The 22,454-nt window shown below is 62.4% G+C and carries 22 protein-coding genes; 9 read left to right on the forward strand and 13 right to left on the reverse strand.

The features are described from left to right. Window positions 1–260 precede the first annotated feature (260 nt). The gene (locus tag HAV21_RS15535) at window positions 261–1,400 is read left to right on the forward strand and encodes a hypothetical protein (RefSeq protein ID WP_347877662.1); all 1,140 of its coding nucleotides are present in this window, start codon (window positions 261–263) and stop codon (window positions 1,398–1,400) included. A gap of 92 nt (window positions 1,401–1,492) precedes the next feature. On the opposite strand, the gene HAV21_RS15540 is transcribed toward HAV21_RS15535, so the two are convergent. The 6 genes from HAV21_RS15540 to HAV21_RS15565 all read right to left on the reverse strand — a co-directional run bounded on the left by HAV21_RS15540 (window position 1,493) and on the right by HAV21_RS15565 (window position 6,328). Then, window positions 1,493–1,669, reverse strand: coding sequence for a hypothetical protein (locus HAV21_RS15540; RefSeq protein ID WP_165450171.1), 177 nt, complete (start codon window positions 1,667–1,669; stop codon window positions 1,493–1,495). A gap of 7 nt (window positions 1,670–1,676) precedes the next feature. Further along, a complete protein-coding gene (locus tag HAV21_RS15545) occupies window positions 1,677–2,816 on the reverse strand; it encodes a glycosyltransferase family 2 protein (RefSeq protein ID WP_166842365.1) in 1,140 nt (379 codons plus the stop codon). Between the two features lie 274 nt (window positions 2,817–3,090). Further along, window positions 3,091–3,261, reverse strand: a complete 171-nt coding sequence (locus HAV21_RS15550; protein ID WP_178994140.1) for a hypothetical protein — start codon at window positions 3,259–3,261, stop codon at window positions 3,091–3,093. Between the two features lie 205 nt (window positions 3,262–3,466). Then, the gene (locus HAV21_RS15555) at window positions 3,467–4,009 is read right to left on the reverse strand and encodes a GNAT family N-acetyltransferase (RefSeq protein ID WP_166842366.1); all 543 of its coding nucleotides are present in this window, start codon (window positions 4,007–4,009) and stop codon (window positions 3,467–3,469) included. Further along, window positions 4,006–5,355, reverse strand: coding sequence for an LLM class flavin-dependent oxidoreductase (locus tag HAV21_RS15560; RefSeq protein ID WP_208096947.1), 1,350 nt, complete (start codon window positions 5,353–5,355; stop codon window positions 4,006–4,008). Before HAV21_RS15560 ends, HAV21_RS15555 begins: the two co-directional genes overlap by 4 nt. 88 nt (window positions 5,356–5,443) lie before the next feature. Then, on the reverse strand, window positions 5,444–6,328 hold the full coding sequence (locus HAV21_RS15565; RefSeq protein ID WP_166842367.1) for a MetQ/NlpA family ABC transporter substrate-binding protein: 885 nt from the start codon (window positions 6,326–6,328) through the stop codon (window positions 5,444–5,446). 221 nt (window positions 6,329–6,549) lie between these two features. Here HAV21_RS15565 and HAV21_RS15570 point away from each other — a divergent pair, with 221 nt between their 5' ends. The 4 genes from HAV21_RS15570 to HAV21_RS15585 all read left to right on the forward strand — a co-directional run bounded on the left by HAV21_RS15570 (window position 6,550) and on the right by HAV21_RS15585 (window position 9,987). After that, the gene (locus HAV21_RS15570; RefSeq protein WP_166842368.1) at window positions 6,550–7,653 is read left to right on the forward strand and encodes a methionine ABC transporter ATP-binding protein; all 1,104 of its coding nucleotides are present in this window, start codon (window positions 6,550–6,552) and stop codon (window positions 7,651–7,653) included. Window positions 7,654–7,655: 2 nt separating this feature from the next. After that, window positions 7,656–8,315, forward strand: a complete 660-nt coding sequence (locus HAV21_RS15575) for a methionine ABC transporter permease (protein ID WP_011776065.1) — start codon at window positions 7,656–7,658, stop codon at window positions 8,313–8,315. A gap of 19 nt (window positions 8,316–8,334) precedes the next feature. Further along, window positions 8,335–9,495, forward strand: coding sequence for an LLM class flavin-dependent oxidoreductase (locus HAV21_RS15580; protein WP_166842369.1), 1,161 nt, complete (start codon window positions 8,335–8,337; stop codon window positions 9,493–9,495). A gap of 291 nt (window positions 9,496–9,786) precedes the next feature. Next, window positions 9,787–9,987, forward strand: a complete 201-nt coding sequence (locus HAV21_RS15585) for a hypothetical protein (RefSeq protein WP_243753325.1) — start codon at window positions 9,787–9,789, stop codon at window positions 9,985–9,987. Here HAV21_RS15585 and HAV21_RS15590 read toward each other — a convergent pair. The 3 genes from HAV21_RS15590 to HAV21_RS15600 all read right to left on the reverse strand — a co-directional run bounded on the left by HAV21_RS15590 (window position 9,951) and on the right by HAV21_RS15600 (window position 12,379). Continuing rightward, window positions 9,951–10,415, reverse strand: a complete 465-nt coding sequence (locus HAV21_RS15590) for a rhodanese-like domain-containing protein (RefSeq protein WP_166842370.1) — start codon at window positions 10,413–10,415, stop codon at window positions 9,951–9,953. The two genes, HAV21_RS15585 and HAV21_RS15590, sit on opposite strands and share 37 nt — an antisense overlap. 41 nt (window positions 10,416–10,456) lie before the next feature. Continuing rightward, window positions 10,457–11,593 carry an LLM class flavin-dependent oxidoreductase gene (locus HAV21_RS15595; protein WP_166842371.1) on the reverse strand — a complete coding sequence of 379 codons (1,137 nt, stop codon included), beginning with the start codon at window positions 11,591–11,593 and terminating at the stop codon, window positions 10,457–10,459. Window positions 11,594–11,704: 111 nt separating this feature from the next. Beyond that, on the reverse strand, window positions 11,705–12,379 hold the full coding sequence (locus HAV21_RS15600; RefSeq protein WP_166842372.1) for an SRPBCC family protein: 675 nt from the start codon (window positions 12,377–12,379) through the stop codon (window positions 11,705–11,707). Window positions 12,380–12,704: 325 nt separating this feature from the next. Between HAV21_RS15600 and HAV21_RS15605 the strand changes: the two genes are divergently transcribed. From HAV21_RS15605 to HAV21_RS15615, 3 genes are all read left to right on the forward strand, one after another. Next, window positions 12,705–13,067 carry a metalloregulator ArsR/SmtB family transcription factor gene (locus HAV21_RS15605; protein WP_166842373.1) on the forward strand — a complete coding sequence of 121 codons (363 nt, stop codon included), beginning with the start codon at window positions 12,705–12,707 and terminating at the stop codon, window positions 13,065–13,067. Next, window positions 13,064–13,552 carry an SRPBCC domain-containing protein gene (locus HAV21_RS15610; protein ID WP_166842374.1) on the forward strand — a complete coding sequence of 163 codons (489 nt, stop codon included), beginning with the start codon at window positions 13,064–13,066 and terminating at the stop codon, window positions 13,550–13,552. Before HAV21_RS15605 ends, HAV21_RS15610 begins: the two co-directional genes overlap by 4 nt. Window positions 13,553–13,653: 101 nt before the next feature. Continuing rightward, a complete protein-coding gene (locus HAV21_RS15615; RefSeq protein ID WP_166842375.1) occupies window positions 13,654–14,232 on the forward strand; it encodes an adenylate kinase in 579 nt (192 codons plus the stop codon). 10 nt (window positions 14,233–14,242) lie between these two features. Here the strand turns inward: HAV21_RS15615 and HAV21_RS15620 are convergent, their stop codons facing one another. From HAV21_RS15620 to HAV21_RS15635, 4 genes are all read right to left on the reverse strand, one after another. Beyond that, the gene (locus HAV21_RS15620) at window positions 14,243–14,986 is read right to left on the reverse strand and encodes a glycosyltransferase (protein ID WP_166842376.1); all 744 of its coding nucleotides are present in this window, start codon (window positions 14,984–14,986) and stop codon (window positions 14,243–14,245) included. Between the two features lie 2 nt (window positions 14,987–14,988). Beyond that, the gene (locus tag HAV21_RS15625) at window positions 14,989–16,347 is read right to left on the reverse strand and encodes a PIG-L family deacetylase (protein WP_166842377.1); all 1,359 of its coding nucleotides are present in this window, start codon (window positions 16,345–16,347) and stop codon (window positions 14,989–14,991) included. Next, window positions 16,341–17,426 carry an acyl-CoA dehydrogenase family protein gene (locus HAV21_RS15630; protein WP_166842378.1) on the reverse strand — a complete coding sequence of 362 codons (1,086 nt, stop codon included), beginning with the start codon at window positions 17,424–17,426 and terminating at the stop codon, window positions 16,341–16,343. Before HAV21_RS15630 ends, HAV21_RS15625 begins: the two co-directional genes overlap by 7 nt. A 105-nt stretch (window positions 17,427–17,531) precedes the next feature. After that, window positions 17,532–19,544, reverse strand: coding sequence for an FG-GAP-like repeat-containing protein (locus tag HAV21_RS15635; RefSeq protein WP_166842379.1), 2,013 nt, complete (start codon window positions 19,542–19,544; stop codon window positions 17,532–17,534). A 430-nt stretch (window positions 19,545–19,974) separates the two neighbouring features. On the opposite strand from HAV21_RS15635, the gene HAV21_RS15640 reads away from it, so the two are divergent. After that, entirely contained in the window at window positions 19,975–22,254 is a 2,280-nt protein-coding gene (locus HAV21_RS15640; RefSeq protein ID WP_166842380.1) for a bifunctional SulP family inorganic anion transporter/carbonic anhydrase, read from the forward strand. Window positions 22,255–22,454: the final 200 nt, after the last annotated feature.

Here is a 22,454-nt window from a genome sequence, read left to right on the forward strand (position 1 = left end):
CGCATCAGCAGGAGGAAACAGCTATGGCATTGTCAGTGAGGCTCCTTCCACATGGGGGAAGAAAAGCAACGGGGTTGGCCGTCATCGTTGCGGTCGGTTTATCGATGTTCACAGGAATAGGTCCATCACATGCGGCGGACACCACGCCCATGGCTGAGGATTCCGGCCCGGTGGGAAGTTTTGCCTGGAAAGGTTTCAACTGGCAGAAGCGTTTTTGGGGCGGGGCGCCCATGTATAACGCCAGTTGGGATGCGAATAATGTGACTAACCCGGATGCCAACGGGTACGTCAAGCTCTCCATCAGCAACCCCACCGGCTCGGCTCCGAAGGGTGCTGAGTTCCAGTCCACGCGTGAAGGTTTCGGGTACGGAACGTACAGCACTACCGTGGAAAAAGACGTCAGTTCCCTGCAGAAGGAAGTGGTGTGGGGTTGCCTGTTCACGTACGATCCCAATGCCGAGCCCGGATACACGGAGATTGACCTTTGTGAGGCCTCGGCCTGGGGCGGGGGCGCCGCGTACGGTGAGGATTGGCCGGTGACCCAAGGGCATGGATATTGGTTTGACGCCACCTTGCCGCCCGGACAGGGAAACAACACTGTCACCTTCGATGTCACCAATGCTCCAATTCTCACTCACAGGATGGTGTGGGAACCGGGCAAGCTGACGTATGAGACGTTTGCAGGCGAGGGCTACGACGGAACCCTCCTGAAGCGGACTGTCCTTGAAGGTTCTACTGTCCCGCTTCCGGCAAAGGAGCAAATTCACTTCAACCTGTGGGTCACCGGTGGTGGCGGAGGGGACGCCGCACACGTTTCTCCTGAAACGGTGACCATCCGTGACTTCTCCTTCGTGCCTGCAGATCAAGGTCAGCTCACCGCACCAACGCCCACCGTCTCAGGCACGGCCGCTGTGGGCTCAACGCTGACAGCAGCACCGGGAACCTGGACCACAGGAACCGCCCTGAGCTACCAATGGTTCCGGAACGGCACAGCAATTGCCGGCGCAACCGGTGCCGCCCGGGTCCTTGCAGCAGCCGACCAAGGTAGCACTCTGACGGTTCGTGTAACGGGAACCAAAGCCGGATATGCCACAGCCATCAAGGAGTCCGCACCCACGGCAACCGTGGTGGCAGGGACGCTGGTAGCCCCAACCCCCGTCATCACCGGAACGCTCGCCGTGGGTTCTACGCTCACGGCCAACCCCGGAACGTGGACGTCCGGGAGCACCCTGACGTATCAGTGGTACCGGTCGGGTGCGGCAATCGCCGGAGCTACCTCCAGGAGCTACAAGCTGGTGAGCGCTGACCAGGCTGATTCCATGAGTGTGCGGGTAACAGGTTCCAAGGCCGGCTACACCACGGTGGCTAAATTCTCGGCCGGCACGGCACTGGTTCTGTAGGCCGTTAGTCCGGATGCACTCAGCCCGCAGTCGTGTCGCGCTGGGGGTAGCGACACAACTGCGGGCTAAGTGGCCGGCCTGGATGCTCCGGCCTAGCCCTTTTGGGCCCGGACAGGGACGATCCTCTTGATGGCAAGGCCGAGCGCCAGCATGGCAAAGGCTGCCAATGCGAACCAGAACAGGTCCCCGGCTCCGGTCAAGGCGAGCGTTCCGGAACCCATTCCGGCTGCTGCTGCCCCTGTCACTGGGGCTACTGGGTTGTTGTACATGAGTCAGTTACCAAACTTTCTTTCTGTTGAATGCTGCATCCAGGTACGCCTTGGCGTGAACAGCCTGGAGGAAGATATCGATGACGGTTTCGTACATGGTTGCGGCAAGGAGCATGTACCTCCAGCCCCGGAAACGCACAGTGACTATGCGTTCCAGGATGAAGATGCCGGTGACGGTGATCCAAAACGGCTGAAGATTCAGGCCCATCCCGGATATCAGCGCGAACAGGATGGAACCGAAGTAGGCCAACGTCACTACGACGCCGATCATGGAGAGGAACTGGCGTCCCCAGTAAGGCCGGGTCACTTTGGTCCATCCGTACTGCACGCAGTTCTCCACCGCGCCGCGCTTCCACCGGAGCCGCTGGGACCACAGTTCACGCCACGTGGGCATGACCTCTGTGACCAGCGTGCAGTTCGAGGGAGATGCTATGCGGTAGCCCAGGGTCAACAGGGCAAAGGAGAGTTCGTTATCTTCGGTCAAAACCGACGTATCGTAGACGCCGCCCTTGCCGTTGCCGGGAGGGAGTGTGCCCTTCAACCGGGCGGCTACGACGTCGCGCAATGTCTTGACCCGGAAAAGGGCTGCTGTGCCGGTGACCACCAGGCACTTGCCGTGAAGCCGCTTCACGTCCCGGGCGTAGCGGGCGTATTCGTTGCGCTGGAGGTGGCCCACAAAGCCGCCGCCGGGGCCGCCGCTGAACACTCCGCCAACGGCGCCGAGCAGTTCGTCGGCCAGCAGGTTCTTGGTGGCGTTTTCAATGAAGTCCAGGGCCAGCTGTGAGTCGGCATCCTGTACCAGGACCAAGTCCTCGGGGTCGGCATCAGGAAGGAGCTGACTGAGGGCGAAGTTCAGGGCACCGGCTTTTTTGTCCTTGTTCCCCACGGTGCGGATCACCTCGGCACCCTGGGCCAGTGCAAGTTCTTCAGTGTCGTCAGTGCAGTTGTCTGCCACCACAATGACGCGATCCGGGCGATGGGTCTGGTTGTTCAGGGAGTGGAGCGTCTCGGTGATGCCGGCGGACTCGTTGTGCGCCGGAACCAGGACGGTGACTACCCCGCCAGCCGCACGGTGGGATCGGCGACGCCTGGTTGCAGTGTCCGGGGCGCTTGCCGGGGCAGGTGCCGCTGTTGTTTCCGTGAGCATTGTGATCCCTCCGTTCGTGCCTTGAAGCGTTGACTCACTTAGAGTTCCAACGCGAACGCAAGATCAGGGGAGGGAAACCATCAAGGAAGTCTCAAGGTTTGCTCAGGACTTTCTGAGCGCCGTCACGTTTCGGGGTCGGGGCCCACTTGTACTGACTTTTGGGATGGCTGTACTCATTTGGGGTGGGTGTACTGACGTGGCGTGGCGCGCTTTAACGAAAGAGGACGACGTCGGGGCGTCCCGGCGTCGTCCTCTTTCGTGGAGCTTGAGCTGCTTAGCGGTTCAGGCTGACCGTGAAGGTCTTGGGGCCGCTAAGGGTTACCGCGATTCCGCAGTTTTCGGCGGCAGCGCGGTGGGAGAGGGATTCAATGGCGGCATCGATCGTGTGGTCGATTGCCGACTTGTCCCAGATTTTCAGCGTGATGGAGTCAGTATGTGTCGTCATTGTCAGTACTTTCACTCAGGCCGGTGACAGCCCCAAGCTTCTTCGCCCGGGGCCCGCATCCTCGTCGGTGAGGATTGCTGATTCAGCTTGTGCGGGAACGAATTCCCTCATTCATGGTTCATGCTGCCCGGCGCCGTTGACAAGTCAATCCGGCTAAGTGTGACCGATTACACGTCGCTCGTGACGCCGTGTATCGCCGCTGGAGTCACCTCGATGCAGCCAGTTCCAGCGTGTAAACAACCAGTTGGACCTTCGGCGCAGGGCGCTCCTTTTCACGCTCCAGCCGGCGGACGTAGCCAAGGCGGCGGTAGAGCCGCTGGGACGGTTCATTATCGACGGCGGTGTCCAGGACTACGCGGTCTGCGCCCCGGGCGGCGGCAATACGGGCGGATTTATCCAGGAGCCGCTGGCCAAGCCCCGCGCGGCGGGCCTCCGGGAGCACGGCCAGCAGCCTGAGCTCCACTTCACCTTCTTCGGCCTGCCGGCTCAGGTACGAACCGAACGGCAGGAGGCTGGCAGTGCCCACAAGTCGTCCGGTGTCAGTGTCCTCGGCCACCAGCAGCACGCCCTCGCGGGCGCGGGCTTCAGCGTCCAACAACAGAGCGAGCCGCTCGCCGTCGGGCTGACGCGAGCCGGGAAGATGATGACCGAAACCTTGGTACGTCAGCCGCCCTACGGCGTCGTACTCCTCGTGGCGGGCCTCGCGAATCACGTAGGTGCCGGTGGCAACGGTTGCTTGGGTGGTCATGATTGTCCTTTCGGCTGCGGATGAAGTCCCAGGTGCGATTTCAGGGTGGTGCCCGCATATTCGGTGCGCGCAAGGCCGCGTTCCTGAAGCAGGGGAATAACGCCGGTGGCGAAACGCTCCAGGTCCTGGGGGAGAAGGGAGAACATGAGGTTGAAGCCGTCCGCGGCGCCTTCGGCGTGCCAGCGTTCCAAGGAGTCGGCCACATGTTGCGGGGTCCCGATGAAGTCGTGATTCCGTTTGTCGCCGGTGAGGATCGAGTAGAGGTCCTTGAGCGTCACCTCATCCTCCCGGCCGCGAATCTGTTCGCCAGCGGAGCGGAAATCGGTCCTGGGCTGCGTGATGCCGGGGATGCCGGACTGGGCCACGGTGGCATCCGCTCCGAGCCCGGTGAAGTCGAGCTGCCCGGCGAAGTATTCCTGCAGGAAATCCAGCACCTGCTGATCGCCAATGAGGCTGTCCAGCTCCCGGATGCGTTCCAGAGCTTCTTCCCGGCTGTCCGCCACAACCGGCGAGATGGCCTGGTAGACGTAGAGCTCGTCGGGATTCCGGCCGAACGCCTTCGCCTGGGCCCGGATGGATTCCCTGTACTGACGCGCTTGAGGAACGTCGGGGTGGCTCGCGAAGAGGGCGTTGGCGAAGCGTGCCCCTAGCTTCTGGCCCGGCACGGAAGTGCCTGCTTGGGCCAGCAAAGGGGAGTGCTGCGGAGAGGGCCCGATGTTCAGGGGGCCGGCGACCTTGAAGAACTCGCCTTGGTAGTCCAGCCGGCTGAGTTTGCGGCGATCAAAAAAGCGTCCTTGCGCTTTGTTGTAGAGGAAAGCGTCCGCGTCCCAGGAATTCCAGAGCCCTTGGGTGACCTCCACGAATTCTTCAGCGCGGCGGTAGCGGAGGCTGTGGTCGAAGTGCTCAACGGCGCTGAAGTTGCCGGCTGTGCTATTGGTGAGGTCCCGCGTGGTGACGATGTTCCAGCCAACACGGCCGCCGCTGATGTGGTCAGCTGTGAGTGCCGCCCGGGCAAAGTTGAAGGGCTCGTCATAGGACGTGGAGGACGTGGCGATGAGGCCGATGTTACTGGTGACCGCGCCAAGGGCCGTGACCAGGCCGATGGGGTCGAACCTGTTGAGGATGCCCGGATTGGAGGTCTCGTCAATCGCGAGGGAATCCCCCAGAAAGATCGCGTCGAATCTGGCGGCCTCGGCAGTTTTGGCGAGCTGTACCTGGTGGGCGAAATCGATGCTGGCCTGGGGAAAGGCTGTCTCGTGGCGCCATGAAGCCAGATGGATGCCTGTGCCCACAAGGTAGGCGAAGAAGTGAATCTGTTGGCGTTCACGGATGAGTGTCTGGTTCATGGGCCTGTTTCGGTGCTGTTGCTTTTTGGGGTCAGGAAGGTTGAGGGGCGGCGGCACTCTGTGGCGCAGGGCCGCCGCCCCTCAAGTGCTATTTGCTCTTCTTGATGGCTGCTTCTTCAGCAGTGAGGACTTCCTGCAGCTTCGCAGCGGTCCAGTCAGCCTTGAACTGCAAGTTGCCGTCGTTGAGCCTGGTCACCGAGGCCTCAACTTCGGGGGAGTGGTAGGCATCAACGATCTTCTTCCACGTGGCGTCGTCCTTACGGTCGGCCTTCACCACGAAGCCGTTGATGTACGGGGCCAGGGACTCGGAGTTCAGGTCTTCCTTGAAGATGATCTTCTCGTCACCCAGTCCACCCTTCTGGGCTTGGGTGTTGTTCACGACGGCGGCGTCCGTGGTTCCCTTGAGCGCGTTCACCGTTTGGTTGCTGTCAACGGGGACAACCTTGATCTTGCTCGAGGTGATCTCAGCCGGAGTGGACAGCGAGTTGCCGCCATCCTTGAGCTGCAGCAAGCCGGCGGTCTGCAGGTTCAGCAGTGCGCGGGCCTGGTTTGTGGGGTTGTTCGGAATCGCAACCTCGGCGTCCGCCGGCAGCTCACCAACGGATTTGAATTTCTCCGAGTACAGAGCCAGCGGGTAAACGGCGGTAGCGCCTACCGGGACCAGCGTGCCATTGCTGTTGACGTTGAACTGGGACAGGTACTTCAGGTGCTGGAAGAGGTTGATGTCCACCTGGCCCTGCTGGGTTGCCGTATTGATCTGCGCGCCATCTGTGAAGTTCTTGACCTCAAGATCAACGCCCTGATCTTTGAGCTTGTTCTTCAGGATGGTCCAGTGCTCCTCGGCACCGTCGTCCACGCCGATGACCACCTTGGTGTTCGCAGAGGTTGTGGAACCACTTGACGCACCCCCGCATGCCGAGAGCGATAGGGCGGCGATCAGGCCGACGGCGGCGACTAACAGGCGGTTCTTCATGATGCTTCTCCGTACAAAGGGTCTTGATGCGAATGGAAGGTACGGGGTGTTCCCCCTGCCTCACGCTAGGCAGTTGCCATGGTGGGAATCGAACGCCTTCGCAACACTCCGACGCGCGCCGTCAAGGAAAGAAACCGCAGGTCACAGGGGTTCATGAGGTTCGATCGCCCGGCGGCCGCGCTGCTGGAATGGGCATTCAAACAACCCCGAAGGAGGCTCCGGTGAGCGCGATCGTTTCCCTGCGCGGAGTCAGCAAGCTGTTCCCGGTCCAAGGAAGCAAGCGCAGCCAACGCACCGATCCAGTGCGGGCCGTTGATGACGTCACCCTGGACATTGAAGAGGGCACGGTGGTGGGCATCGTGGGATACTCCGGTGCCGGAAAATCCACGCTGGTCCGCCTGCTCAACGGCCTGGAACGTCCCACCGAGGGCCAGGTTTTCGTCAAGGGCCAGGACATCTCGTCGCTCCCCGAAAGCCAGTTGCGCACAGTCCGTGCCGGCATCGGCATGATCTTCCAACAATTCAATCTCCTGAAGTCCCGCACCGTGTTCGGGAACGTCGCGTATCCGTTGAAGGTGGCAGGGTGGCCCAAAGAGAAGATCAAGCCGCGCGTGGAGGAGCTTCTTGAGTTCGTGGGTATCGCGGACAAGGCAGGCTCCTACCCCCGCCGGCTCTCCGGAGGGCAGCAGCAACGCGTAGGCATTGCCCGTGCGCTGGCAAACGCCCCGGACATCCTCCTCGCTGACGAAGCAACCAGCGCACTGGACCCGGAAACCACCCGCGACGTCCTGCGCCTTCTACGCCGCATCAACAAAGAACTCGGCACCACCGTTGTGGTGATCACCCACGAGATGCACGTTGTCCGGGAGATCTGCGACACCGTAGTGATGATGGAATCCGGCCGGGTAGTTGAATCCGGGCCTACATACTCCGTGTTCGCCGACCCCCAGAGTGACTCCACCCAACGCTTCGTCTCCACGGCCGTCCACGGCACCCCGGGACCGGACACCGTCAGCCGCCTCGCCGCGGCACACCCGGGCCAGCTCGTCTCCATTGGCATCTCAGAGGCAGCGCCCACCCCTTTGGTTGCGGCCACGTTCGAGCGCCACGGCGTGGGATCCAGTGTGGTGTTCGGCGGCGTCACCGAGATCCAGAACAAGATCCTCGGCACCCTCACCTACGAGCTCACGGGCAGCGACGCCGCGATTGACGCCGCGCTCGCCGAGCTAGGTGACGTTACCGCCGTCGAACGTGAATTCCCGACGGCGGCCCCCGCCGATAGTGCCGTTCCGCACCTTCCCGTCCCCGCGAACGCAGGAGAATAGCCATGACCGACTGGACAACCCTCCTGCCCGTCCTGGGCGAATCCTTCCAACAGACCATCTACATGGTGGTCATCACCGTCCTGCTCAGCGGCATCGCCGGACTGGCGTTGGGCGTCACCCTTTACGCCACCAGGCCCGGAAACTTGTTCGCCAATAAGGCCGTGTTCTCGTTCCTGAACTTCCTGGTGAACATCATCCGGCCCATCCCGTTCATCATCTTCATCACGGCCATCGCGCCGCTGACCTTGATCATCATGGGCACCACTATTGGCACTACTGCCGCGATCCTGCCCATGGCGTTGATGGCCGGTGTGGTGATTGGGCGGGTAGTGGAGCAAAACCTGGTGGCGTCAGATCCCGGCGTGGTTGAGGCCGCTCGGGCCATGGGAGACAGCAGGCTGCACATCCTGTGGTCCGTGGTGATTCCAGAGTCGCTCGCGCCGCTGATTCTGGGCTACACGTTCATGATCATCGCGATTGTGGACATGTCTGCCATGGCCGGGTACATCGGCGGCGGTGGGCTGGGCAACTTCGCCATCATGTACGGCTACCAGCAGTTCAACTGGGAAGTCACCCTGGTGACAGTCCTGATCATCATCGTCATGGTCCAGGCCGCGCAGTTGCTGGGTAATTTCCTGGCCCAGCGCATCCTTCGCCGCTAAGTCTTTTTGGAGAATTATTATGCCTATCGAGTTCCTCGGCATGGGCGCCGGCAACGACTCCACGGAGACTTCGCCTGCCACCACGTCTTTCTTCGACCCTCAGTACGCGGCCCGCATTGCGCGGATCCACGAGGACAACAACTGGGACCACGTACTTTTTGCGTACAACTCCACCACGCAGGATCCCTCTGTCCATGCGGCGTGGGTGGCTGCGAATACGGAGCGAATCCAGCTGCGGTTGGCGCACCGGCCCAACGTTTCCCATCCGACGTTCGCCGCACGGTCCTTCCTGACGCTGGACCACATCGCGCAAGGGCGGCTGACCGTGCACTTCATTACCGGTGGAAGCCAAGCGGACCAGGCCCGCGAAGGCGATTTCCTGGCCAAGGATGCACGGTACGGACGGACACAGGAGTACATGCAGATCGTTCGACGGGCGTGGTCCGGGGAATCGTTCAGTTGGGACAGCGAGCATTACCGCTTCCAAGACTTTCAGTCCGGTGTCGAGCCTTTCGCTGGCAAGAGGCCGGGTATTTCCTTTGGCGGATCCTCCGAGGCTGCGTGGTCTGTGGGCGCCGCTGAAGCTGACATCTATGCCCTGTTCGGTGAACCCTTGGCCGACGCCGCTTCTCAGCAGCAGCAGATCCTGGCGCGGGCCGCTGCTTTGGGCAGAGTTGAACCGTTGCGCTGGCAGATCGCCTTCCGGCCCATTGTTGCTGCCACCGACGAATTGGCGTGGGAGAAGGCACACGCCATCCTTGGAACGTTCGAGGCGCGACGGTCTGCCGGCGAGGTCATTGATCCTGTGCGCCACTACAACCAGAAGCCTGAAGCTGCCGGCACCCAAAGGCTGCTCGCTGCCGCGGAACGTGCTGACCTGCACGACCGCGCCCTCTGGACGGCCCTCGCCAAAGCAGCAGGCGGCGGAGGCGGAAGTGCGACGGCGTTGGTTGGCAGCTACGACACCGTCACCCAAGCGATCCTGGACTACCACGACCTCGGATTCGAGATCTTCGGCCTCCGCGGTTACGACTTCGTCCCGGACGCACTCGAGTTTGGCCAGCACGTCATCCCGCAGTTGAAGCAGGAAGTGGCGCATCGGGAGCAGGGCCGGACCGCCGAGGAGCTCCGGGCAGGCCAAGCCGCCGCCCGAGCGCGGGTGCTGGCCCGCACTTCCTGACCCTCTCTCACATCCCGCGGGTTTTTTGGCGTCCCTCTCTCACATCCCGCGGGTTTTTGGGCGTCCCTCTCTCACGAACCGCTTTCCCTTCAGGTGCAATGCCGCCCGTCGTTCCCCGCCGACGCTATGATCCGCCGACAAACGGCACTCCGGATGCTCTATTCGGGAGTGTCCGTTTAATGGTGGATTCGGGCCGTGGGTGTTGATTCACCCACGGTCATGCGGTTCCTGCAGGCACACGGCGCCGCCACCGGCCTAGCTTCCTAGGACGCCTTCCACCAGGGCATCGTCATGTGCCGCATTTTTCTGGGAGTCGCCCCGCTCGCCGCTGGAATCGACTGGCTTGGTGAGGCGCGGGATCGCGCAAAGACAAGTGCCGCCGTCGTGACTTCCGGAAAGGAAGCCGCGACGACGGCGGTGGTGCTGACGCCGGAAGGCCCGACGGCGGCAGGTACTCAGCGCTCGGAAGCCACCGAATCGGTGGACGCCTGAGTGGTGGCTGCGGGCGGAGTCGCTTCGACGGGCGGGGCGGTGGGCCCGGTGGTGGGGACGCCGGCATCGCGGAGGGCCGGGAAGCCGCCGTCCACGTGGACAGCGTTGGTGTAGCCGAGGACCTTGAGTTTTTGCGCGACGGGTCGTGAACCGTTCACGGAGCCGCAGAACACCACGATTTTCTGGTCGGTGCCGCTGAGCTGGGCGAGGCGGTGTGCGGATTCAGGGCTGAAGTCTTCGTCCACGTGCTCGCGGTTCACCACCACAGCGCCGGGGACTGCGCCGGTGTTGGCGCGGCCGCCTTCGCTGCGGACATCGATCAGCAGGGCACCTTCTTTGATGAGCTTGGCCGCGGCATCGGCGGTGATCAGTTGGGTGTCCTGGACTGATTCCTGGACGGGTTCCTGGACGGCGGTTTCGTTGGACATGGTGCTCCCTTGCTAGGTGGTGGTTGGAAAATCGGAAAAGGCTAGAGGCCCCAGGCTTCGGCCAGCAGCTGGTAGGAGTTCTGACGGTCGGCGGGGTCATGGGCAATGGTGGTGATGAGCAGTTCCTGGGCGCCGGTGGCTCGCTGCAAGGTACGGAGACCTTCGCTGACCTGGTGGGGATCGCCCACGAACCGTGTGTCCAAGCGGTCCTTGATGAGGTCCTTGGCTTCCGCATCCAGGGTGAGCTCCAACGCATCGTCTGGTGACGGGTACGGGATGGCGCCGTGGCCGCTGCGGATGCCGTGCACCCAGTGTTCGTAGCCGCGGGCCAAGCGCTGGGCCTGGCGTTCGTCCGGAGCTACCAGCACGTCCGCGGAGACGATCACATGCGGTTCCCGCAAGGCTGCGGAGGGTTCGAAGTGGGCCCTGTACTCGGCAATGGAGTCCAGAACCCCCGCCGGTGCCACGTGGTAGTTCGCGCCGAAGGGGAGGCCCAACTTGCCGGTCAGCCGTGCACTGGGTCCGGCTGTTGAGCCGTGGACCCAGAACTGCGGCGCGTGGCCGAGGGCGGGTGTAGCAGTGACTTCCTCGCCGTGTTTGGTCCTGTACTCGCCGGTGAAAAATCCGATGATGTCCTGGATGTCGTTCTCGAAGTTGTCCGTGTCCCCGGGGAAGCGGCCCAGCAGTTCACCCTGCAGCCGGAACTTCCTGGGCAGGACAGCGCCGAAGATGGGGCGCGGCGCGGGGATCAGCAGTCCGTCAACCACTCGATCGGTGACGGCCTCCGCCGCGGGCACGACTCCGGGCGCGGGTTCGCTGGGCGACTTGGGCGGGCCGGAGCGACCGAAGCCAAGGTCCACGCGGTCCGGGAAAACGGCGGCGAGCGTTCCAATGCTCTCGGCAATCTGGAGCGGCCTGTAATTTCCCAGCAAGGTGGCCGCGGTCCCCACCCTAATGGTCGTGGTGGCGGAGGCAACCAACCCGGCCAGAATGTGCGGGGCTGACCCCGCAACGCCTGTGTTGAGGTGGTGCTCGGCCAGCCAATACCGCGAGTAGCCGGAAGCCTCGGCAGCAGCGGCCAGGGCAAGAGTGCTCCGCAAGGCATCGCCCGGAGTCTGACCGGCAGATACGGGACTCAGATCGAGGACGGAGAGCGGAGTGGCTGAAGGCTTCGGCATGGCTCGACACTACGGAGCGAGGTGCCTGCGCCCAAGCCGGTCTGTCACCCCGCTCAACCGTGCTAAATTCTACGAAACGCAGCGAAACGGGTCGTCACAAGGGAGGAGCGATTAGTGCTGCCCAGGCAGGAAGCCGCTCTGTGGCGGTATGAAGCCCGGTCCGCGGTCCTCGTCCTGCTTCCGTTCTGCGGCACTGCGCGTGTCGCTCTCGGCGGTTTCGTCGGAGTCACCATCCACGTCGGCCAGGCCGTTGGTCTGATCGAACGGGTGGCTGATGGGATCCACGATCGGTGTCGAGTCCGAGGCGGGGGTAGCCGACGCCCCGGCAGCGGCAGTCCCTAGCCTGGGGTTCTCGTCGCCGGTCTCCGGTGCCTGCTTTTCGATGTACTCCTTGAACTTCTTCAAGTCTGACTCAGCCTGCCTTTCAACAATGTGCAACTTGTCGCCCAGGAACTCGAGGACGCCGTGCGGTTCGTATTCCAAGGACAGATGCAGTGACGTCTGGCTTGGGCCTGCTTCTTTGAAATCAACCCAACCTGCGTTCTTGGCACCCTCAACGGCGGCCCAGGCCACCGCTCGGTCCAGGTCCTGTTGGACGATCTTGGCTTCCCAGCGGCGATGGACGCCCGCGATTTCGGCCACCCATTCCAGCCGGTCGTCACTGAGCCGTGTCACGCGCTCAACGCCGCCCATGAAGTGTGGAAACTCCTCGAACTTGGTCCACTGCCTGTAGGCCGTACTGACCGGGACATTGACCATGATTGTCTTGTTCACTTTCGTGGTCACTGTGTCCTCCTCTTAGTCTTGCCCGATAATAATCAGCATACTTACATTGTCGGTCTTTGAGGAGGGAAATAACAGGCCCGGTCAGCCCAAGCGCTCTCTCACATAACAGCCCCTTCCGCCCAACGCTCTATCACCCGGTGATAGAGCGTCGGCGGAAATGGCGCGTTATGTGAGAGAGCGCCGGGAAGGCGATTGGTGGTGCGGGTGGGCGGCCCTGGTGAATGTGCGTGTCGCCTGCGAACTGGCGCCGGCGAACTGTCGCCGGCCAGTTGTCGCGTCGGTAACCCGTTGACACCCTTACGAGTCAGCGATATCGTACAACCAAATGGTTGTAGATCAGCTCCGTACACACCTCTCCGACGCCGAGATCGACCGGATCTTTCAGGCTTTGGCCGATGCCACCCGTAGGGACATCGTGGCCCGGGTGACCGAGGGGGAGTATTCGGTCTCCGGGCTTGCTGCGCTCTACACCATGAGTTTCGCGGCCGTACAAAAACATGTTGCGGTCCTGGAACGGGCCTCCCTGGTGACCAAGGAGAAGCGTGGGAGGGAACAGATCGTGCGGGGAAACCATGAAGGACTACAGAAAGCCCGCCATCTGCTGGATCAACTGGAAATGATCTGGAGGCAACGAGCCGACCGGATTGCGGACATACTCGCCGAAGATGATGAAAGGGATCTGCCATGACTGTTGTCAGCGTAAACAAGGATGTTGAGGCCCTGAGCTTCAGCATTGTTTCTGAATTCGATGCCGACGTGAAGCGCGTCTGGCAGGTTTGGGAAGACCCCCGGCAGCTTGAGCGTTGGTGGGGACCGCCCACCTGGCCGGCCACTTTTGAGACGCACGAATTCACCGTTGGCGGGAAGGCCGCGTACTACATGACCGGTCCGGACGGCACCAAAGCGCGGGGCTGGTGGAAGTTCACCGCCATCAACTCCCCGGACCACCTTGAGTTCGACGACGGATTCGCCGACGAACAAGGCGAGCCGGTAGATGACCTGGGTATCACCCACGCCACCGTGAAACTTGAGCCCCTGGAAAACCGCACCCGCATGACCATCACGTCCACCTTCGATTCCGAAGAACAGATGCAGAAGATGGTCGAGATGGGCATGGATGAGGGAATGCGGGAAGCAGTCGGGCAGATCGACGCCATGCTTGCCAATGCCTGATCACTGAACCCAAAGCAAAAAGATGCCGACGACGGCGGGTGCCTCCCGCCGTCGTCGGCGTATGGTTAAGTCCCTGTTGCCTCTCGAAACGGACCAGTGTCATGGCGCGAATGATCATCATGGGTCCTCCCGGTTCCGGTAAAGGTACGCAGGCAGAGCACATTGCCCGGCATTTTGGGATCAACGCCATTTCCACTGGTGAGCTGTTCCGTGACCACGTCCGCGACAAAACGGAATTGGGGGCAGAAGCCAGCGGCTATATGGATCGCGGGGAGTTTGTGCCGGATCACGTCACCACGGCCATGCTGAGGGCGCGGCTTGATGAAGAGGACGCGGCGGCCGGGTTCCTGTTGGACGGCTACCCACGGACGGTCATCCAGATCGGCGCCCTGGACGAGATCCTGGCCGACCGTCAGCAAACCCTTGAAGTAGTTCTTGAGTTGACCGCATCAGACGACGAATTGCTTTCCCGGATGCTCCGCAGGGCGCAGGAACAGGGACGCGCCGACGACACCGAACCCGTGATTCAGCGGCGGCTTGAGCTGTACCGGGACCAAACGCAGCCAGTGCTGACGGCATACTCGCATCGTGGGATTCTGCTCAGCGTTGACGGAACGGGCGAACGCCGAACGATCACGAAGGCTGCGATTGCCGCGTTGGAGGGGGCGTTGGCGGTTTAGCCGCTGGCTGTCAGCCGCTGGCGGGAGTCGGAAGCTCGGCTGCGAGGGAGCGTAGATACGCGGCGAACCCTTCCGGCGCGCGGGAATGTGTCCGCCCAGAGGTTACAACGCGGATGGTGTCCGTGGCTGACACTGCGAAACCTCGGTGACGGAGCCGTTCCACCAGAACGCGGTCCTCGTGGGAGCGCAGCCCGGGGAAGCCTCCCGCACTGATATAGGCCGAGGCCCGGATTCCCAAGTTGGCGCCGTAGATGTGCTGGTGGTCCTCCCGGAACGGATGGAGTTCCATCCAACGACGATGGATGGCCGGGTCCATGTCCGCCGGGTCGGGTTCCACGGACCCAAGGAGGGCGTCCGCTCCGGCGTTGGCCAATTCCACTTGCCGCGTCAGCCAGTGCCGGGGAACAACGGAATCGGCGTCCGTGGTGGCCAGCCAGATACCGGCGGTGTCATTAGCTCGCAGGCTTTCCAAGGCAGCGCGGAAGCCAAAGCCCCGGCTCGCGCCCGTGCTGCGCAGGTTCACGTTGACCACGCTGAAGCGGTTGTCGCCGGAGGTGTGCGCCGCGGCAATCTCCGCAGAGCGGTCGGTGCAGTGATCCAGGACCACCACCATCCTGGCCTCCACGCCTGGGCAATCACGGTTGAGTGCGTCCGCGGCGTCCTTTAGTGCCACCAGTGCCTTCCCGATGTGTTGGTCCTCGTTGTGGGCGGGCATGACCACTGCCACGCTCTTGATCTCCAAAGGCCCGGTCATGGTTATGGCGTCCTCTCAGGTGCCAGAAGGATCTCCAACATGAAGTCTTTCTCACGGTAGAGGCCGTGCGTGGGCCAGCCGAGCTGGGTGCGTGCCATCGAATGGACCGCTTCGGCGTCCAGTTGCCAGCCCGAAATGGGGTGCCGCCAATGGCACAACACCAAGGTGCCGCCGTGCCGCGTGGTCGCCTCAATCCGTGCCAAGAGCTCAGAGAGTTCATCCGGCGAAAGGTAGTAACCCGTCTCGGACAACACCACAAGATCGAACGTTCCCTCAGGCCATTCACCGGGCATGGTCAGGTGCTTGGCATGGGCGGAGGGGAATCGGGCCAGCCGTTTAGCTGCCTGAGCAAGGGCTGCGCTGCTGGCGTCCACTCCAAGGAACTGTTGGCAGCGCTGGGCGAGTTCCTCGCTGAGAGTGCCAATGGAGCAACCCAGTTCCAGCCCGGATTCATATGATTCCTCCGGCAGCGCGGCCAAGGTCAGTGACCGTTTGCGCCGTTCGTACCAGCTGGTGGTGTAACTCCAGGGATCTTCCTCCCTGGAGTGGACCTTGTCGAAGATCCGCTCGGCGTCTGCGGCACTGTTGCTCCCGGCCGCGGAAGGATGCCAAGAGAAGGTCTCCCATGGCCTTCTGAAGTGTGCAAGGAACGTATCTGAAAGGAGCGTCTCATCTCCGGGTTGATCGGACAGCGGCTTCGTTTGGGAGAGGTGGGCGCCCATTGCCCGTTGTTTGGCGCGCTGATCCTGATCCGCTAACGGCACCCGCACCCACGAGTTCCATGTGGAGTCATCCGGACCAGCCCACAACCAGTACCAGATGGGATACTCCAGCAGGCCATGGCCGCCCTGTGCCGCGACGTCCGCGGCGATGCTGCCAAGGGTGTCATGGTCGATGTGCCCGTCATGGCGATAGGGGGCAATAATCGTGACGCTGTCGGCCGGCCTTCCCGCAACCGCTGCCCGAAGAGAGTCCGCGATCCTCTCCGTACTGGCCGCGAGCTGCCCATCGGCAAGTTCCAGGAACCGCCACGTGGCGCTGGGATTCAGCCCGGACACTGCCGAGTCGAACTCCGTGAGCCTGACAGCGGCAAGCTGTTCCGGCGTCGTGGTTTGCGAGTCAGGATGCGAAGCTTCGCCGGCGGTGCACAGCAGAACCTCCACTGCAGCTCCGGCTTCATGAAGTTTGGCAAGGAAACCGCCTGCGCCCAGTGTTTCGTCGTCCGGGTGGGCCGCGAGAACTACGAACGTCATGTCAGCCAGTTCGTCTGCGCTCAGGGGCAGTTCGGGCAAGGCAGCAACCCCGCTGGCAGCCCATTCCGACTCCGACGTGCCGGTGTCCGTGTGCGAGAAAGCTACCAACTGCGGTCCCCTTTCAGAGCCAGGGCGCCCAACTGGGCGTCGTCCCGCAAGGCGTGATGCTGCCTGATGTACAGCGACAGGTCCGCCATGCGCTTTCCATAAGCTTCGTCGAAAGCCAGCGGGCCGGGGCCCAGGTTCTGGGTCACCAAGGTTTGGACACGCTCGACGGCGGTGGCAACAGTTCCGCGGATACGGAGGGCTTCGGGCCAGGGGCTTGGTCCGTCGGGATCTGAGCCCTCCAGATCACCGGCGTCGATGCGTTCCGCGGTCTGGGCGAGGTGGCTCGTGGTGGTGGCAAGGATACGGTCGATCTCGCCCAGGGAAGCCAGCGCAATCTGGTCCGGTTCGCGGCCGTTGGCTGCGGCCTTGGTCAACGCATCCGTGTAGTCTCGCGCTACCGCGACGGCTCCGCCTAACCAACACGCAGCCACACCCATGCCGCCCCAAGCGAAACCCGGGCGCTGGAAATACCAGTTTCCGTGGTTGACGGGCCGTGCTTCCACTTGGTCAAAGTGGACTGTTCCGCTGGGGATTTCCTGCAGGCCGCGACTGGTCCACGCAGGTGTCTCCGCTGTCACGCCTTGGTGCTTTAAGTCAACGGCGAAGGCCGCTCTGGTGTTGTCTTCCGTGTGGGCGGTGATGACGGCGCCGTCCAGCTGCGCGGCCAGTGAGCACCACGGCTTGGATCCGTTGAGGACGTAGCTGCCGTTTGCGGTTCGCTTGGCCTCGAGCTTTGTTCCGGGGCCTTCCGCTGCGAAGACTCCCCATGTTCCTTCGTGTTCGCCGTCAGCCCCGGCTTCGACTCCGGCCTGGGCGAGTATCGCGAGAGCGTCGAGGTGCGGTTCGAGGACTCGTCCGGCCGCGACGTCCACGGCTGTCACGGAGGCCAACAGTTCCCACAGCTTGGCGGTGTTTCCTTCTCCGGGCTTTGGGGCGGTCCGGCCGATGTCCTCGGCCAGGGTCAGCAAAGTCGGCACGTCGCCCACTGCTGCCCGCACTTTTTCGAGCACAGGCTCCAAGGCTTGCAGCTGCGCAGGTTCGGAACTGATGCGGACGGGCTGGGCTTCGGAATAGCTCATGATGCCAAGCCTAAACTAAGGAACCTTAGGTTATGTGTGCGGAAAGCAAACGGACGACGGCGGGAGGTTCCCGCCGTCGTCCGCTTTGCTTTGTTTCGTGGTGCGCTAGATGATCAGGTTCATGGCGTTCCAGCCGGAGCCGACCAGGCCTCGGGGGTGCCAGCCTCCCTGGCCGTTGCTCGGGTAGAGCCAGAGGGCCCCGCCTGCGTCGCGGGCCAGGAGGTCCACGTTGCCGTCGCCGTTGAAGTCACCGGGGCCCACGATTGCGGTCATGGCGTTCCAGCCGTTGCCTACGGTGGTGGGGCCGGTGAAGTACGAATGCACTCCCCACTCATACCGTGTCTGGTGACCTCTGTATTCCTGCAATGCTCCGGGGCCGTCAGTAGCCAGAAGATCGGGAACGCCGTCCTTGGTGAAATCGCCGGGCCCCATCATCGCAGTCAATACCTGCCACCCGTTCCCCATCCGGCTCGGCGGAAGCCAGCCACCTTTTCCGTTCCCTCGATAGAGCCAGAGGTAGCTGTCCGCGTCCCTGGCTACCAAGTCGGCACTTCCGTCAAGGTCGAGGTCTCCGACTGCTGTGACAGCGCTCATCGAATTCCATCCCTGTCCCACTTGGACTCGAGCAAACCAACCGCCTCCGCCGTTGCCTGGGTAAAGCCAGAGTGCGCCGCCGCCATCACGCGCCAGAACGTCGGCATTGCCGTCCCCATTGAAGTCTCCGGGGGCAACCATGGACGTCATCACGTTCCAGCCTTGGCCAACCTGAATCCGCGGAAGCCAGCCACCGTTGCCCTGACCGGGGTAAAGCCACAAGTTCCCGTTTCCATCGCGGGAAAGGACATCGGGCTTTCGGTCTCCGTTGAAGTCGTGCCCCACGCTAGCCGCTTTGATCGTGATGGTCAGGAGTGCGCTGATCGCATCTGAACCGTAGCCATTAGTGGACGCGACGCGGAACGTGTAAGTGCCTGGTGTGGTGGGAACGCCGGTTAGCACCCCGCCAGGATTTAGTGATTGCAGAGTGAGGCCGGGCGGTAATGAGCCGCTTGCAACCTTGAACTGGGGTACCAGCGAGCCGCTAGCCGTGAAGTAGTGCTGGTACCGGACCCCGACAGTCCCTGCGTTTGGCGGGTTACCGGAGGTGAAGACCGGCGCAACGTTCTTCCCGTCAATGATCCGGATTTCAGCGGCACCTGAGTCGAGGACATAGATCTTGTTCGTGGCCTCGTTCACGGCCAGGTCAGCCGGATTATTGAAGTCCCTGACATCACCCAGCAGGTTTGCCTGCGAATCAAATACCGTTACACGGTAGTTGTAAAGATCAGATGCATAGACCTTATTGGTGGTTTCGTTGACTGCCATGCTCTGATAATTGGTGTCGTCCACCGGGGTATTAGTAACTTTCAGGGTGGCACCGTCGAGCGCCGTCAGGTACTGGCCGCCTTCATCTGAGGCATAGACCATGTTGGCTTTGCGGTTGATGGCCATGACCCCGGGACGCGCATCTGTTCCAGTTGGAGCAACAGTCACAGCATTGGTTTGTCCATCGAGAACCGCAAATGCCTTGGCGGCCGGGCAGGCAAAGAAAATCTTTTGGGCAGCGCTATTCAAGACCATGGACTGGGCGACACATCCAAGGTCAATGGTGCTGAAAGTGTGGTTAGCTCCGTCGAGAACCGCAGTCTTCTTACCGACCCAATCCGTGACAAAGATCCGGTTCGCTGTCTCATCAATGGCCATTGATTCAACAGCCAAGGGCGAAGGCAAAAGAGTAGCTGTCCGAGTGGACCCGTCGATAACTGAGAGTCCTGCGCCCCTGTGGCTAACGTAGATCTTGTTGGTTGTGCTGTTGACGGCGAGAACCGATGGGCGTGCCGCGAGAGCGATGGTCGTCGTCACTTCAGATGCGCCGTCGATTACTGTGACCACTTTGCTGCCAGCATGGGAGACGTAAATCTTGTTGGTAATTTCATTGACGGCAATTTCCTCGGGAAATTCGGTAACGGCGATCGATTTCGAGGTCATGGTGTTTCCATCAACGACCATCACCGACTTGGCGGTGTAGTTCGTTACGTAGATCTTGTTGGTCTTGGCATTCAACACTTCGTCTATAGGCATGCTGCCTTTGAACTTTTGGTCAGTCAGAATGTCAGCCTGCGCCGACCCGGCTCCCACTCCGACCAGGATGCTCGCCGCCGTGAGCAGCACAAGAAGCCCGGCAGCAAGACGCCTCCCCGCGGCACCGACAAAAGACCTGGATATACCCCGAGCAGCCAAGGCTCAACCCCAATAAATTCGATGAGCGACTATCGCTTCAACCAGCGAAGTTTACAGCCGGCCGAGCATTGGATGTGATCCGGGTCCCAATGTTTCGTCCAGCGGCCAAAGCTTCGGACCCCCAACGCGCTCAACCCCCGCCAAAGTTCCCATTGGTCCCAACATGAAGCGCATCTTCACAGCTTTTGTCACGCTTGTCACATCTCGTTGTCATTAACGGTGACAAGTTCCGTAGCTTGGAAAGGTCAGCAGTCCAGAGCTAGGAGTTCCCATGCCGCAGTCCAACGAATCCGCCACCGTTCCCGCCGACTCACACAGCCCGCCAGGCCCCGAGGCCCGTAAGACCAGCCTCCTGAGCAACCTGGGAGCAGACCTACCCGCATCGCTCGTCGTCTTCCTCGTAGCACTCCCGCTTTCCCTCGGCATCGCCGCCGCCTCAGGTGCTCCGATCATGGCGGGCCTCATTGCCGCAGCCGTCGGCGGCATTGTTGCAGGCAGCCTGGGCGGCTCCCCACTGCAGGTGAGCGGCCCAGCCGCCGGTCTGACCGTCGTCGTTGCCGGTCTGGTAGACGAGTTCGGCTGGCAGGTGACATGCGCAATCACCGCTGCTGCCGGCGTCGTGCAGCTCCTCATGGGTGTCAGCCGCATCGGGCGTGCTGCGCTGGCAGTCTCGCCGGTGGTAGTCAAGGCGATGCTCGCGGGCATCGGCATCACCATCATCCTGCAGCAACTCCACGTACTTCTTGGCGGTCAGGCCGCTGGATCTGCCCTCGAAAACCTCACAGCGCTCCCCGCAGCCATCACCAACGTCGAGCTGCACTCGGCGTTGCTGGGCGTGGCCGTCGTCGCGATTCTACTGACGTGGAAGTTCCTCCCCGCCGCAGTCCGGAAGATCCCCGGGCCGCTTGCCGCCGTCGTCGCCGTGACGGCGCTGTCAGTTGCGGTTGCGCCAAGCGTGGAGCGCATCAGCTTCAGCGGCTCCATCTTCGACGCCATCGCCCTCCCAAGCCTGCCCGACGGAAACTGGCGCGCCGCGGCCATGGCCGTCATCACGGTGGCACTGATCGCCAGCATCGAGTCGCTCCTGTCAGCCGTCGCCGTAGACAAAATGGGCGGCTCGCGCACCAACCTCAACCGGGAACTCGTGGGCCAAGGCTCCGCGAACGTCGTTTCCGGCATGCTCGGCGGACTGCCCGTCACCGGTGTGATTGTCCGCAGTGCCACCAACGTAGAAGCCGGAGCGAAGAGCCGTACCTCCGCAATCCTGCACGGCGTGTGGGTCCTGGTGTTTTCGGCCCTCTTCGCCGGACTCATCCAACTGATTCCGCTGGCCGTGCTCGCCGGGCTCCTGCTGGTGATCGGCGCCAAGCTCATCAAAGTCGCGGACATCCGCACCAGCCTCCGCACGGGAGACCTCCTCGTCTACAGCGTCACCCTGGTCTGCGTGGTGGCCCTCAACCTCCTTGAAGGCGTCATCATCGGCCTCGCACTGGCCGCCCTCTGCGTACTGTGGCGCGTTCTCCGGGCACAGATCCATGCGCACGCTCCCTCTGCAGAAGCACTGCCGTGGCGCGTGACCATCGCCGGCTCCTGCAGCTTCTTCGCGCTGCCCCGGCTCAACCGCGTCCTCCATTCCGTGCCAGAAGGCCAGGATGTGGTGGTGGAACTCAACGCCGACTACCTTGACCACGCCTTCCGCGAAGCACTGGTCGCTTGGCAGAAGCAGCAGCGCAACACCGGCGCCTCCGTGATCCTCGAAGAGCACGGAACCACTGCATTCAGCGACGCCGCGGACAACACCCCGCAGCGCCAAGACCCGCGCGAATTCCCGCTGCCGCCCCGTACGTCCTGGTTGCCTGCCGGTGTCACCCCAGCTCACGACGACGGCGGGCGGCTGCCGCTGCGGTCAATCCTCTTGGGCATCGATAAGTATCACCGGCGGCACGCAGACAAGGTCCGGCCCCTGGTTCAGGACCTCACCGAAGGGCAGAATCCGGACACGCTCTTTGTTGCCTGTGTGGACTCCAGAGTCAATCCCAACCTGATCACCAGCAGCGGGCCCGGCGACCTCCTCACACTCCGGAACATTGGCAACGTGGTGTGCAATGACGGCAGCGATGCTTCGATCGACTCTGCCCTGTCCTTCGCCGTCAAGGGCTTGTCCGTGGACTCGATGGTGGTCTGTGGGCACTCCAACTGCGGTGCGATGAAAGCTGTCATTGCCGATGCTGAGGGAGCTGCGCCGGCCATGGGCAAAGGCTTTGATACGTGGCTGGAGCACGCCCGGCCGAGCTACTCTGCCCTGATGACCGGCCACCCTGTAGCGATTGCTGCAGCGGCTGAGGGTTACAGCCGGCTGGACCAATTGAGCATGGTGAACGTGGCCCTCCAACTCCGGAAGCTGGAAGAACACCCGGTCACCGGGCCTGCCTTGGCGTCCGGTCAACTTGAGGCCACTGGCTTGTTCTACGACATTTGCTCGGCCCGGGTTGTCCTGGTGACGCCGGAGGGCATCGAGCAACTGGACCCGAGCATGGCGGTTCGCGCGTAGCTCCACGTGCCCCAGACTGGCCCCATCCACCCACTTTGGGAGGACAACAGCCCCGACACTCCGCTTCGGCGGCGTGTCGGGGCTGTTTCAGTTTTAATGTGGGTGGTGGAGGCCCGGGCCACCCACAGCGTGCGCAATACTGGACTCAGAGACCACGATTTCCGGCAGGCGAGGGCTGCCGTGTGAGGAGGTGGCGGGGA

The sequence above is a fragment of the Paenarthrobacter sp. MSM-2-10-13 genome (genome assembly GCF_011605365.1).
Classification (GTDB): domain Bacteria; phylum Actinomycetota; class Actinomycetes; order Actinomycetales; family Micrococcaceae; genus Arthrobacter.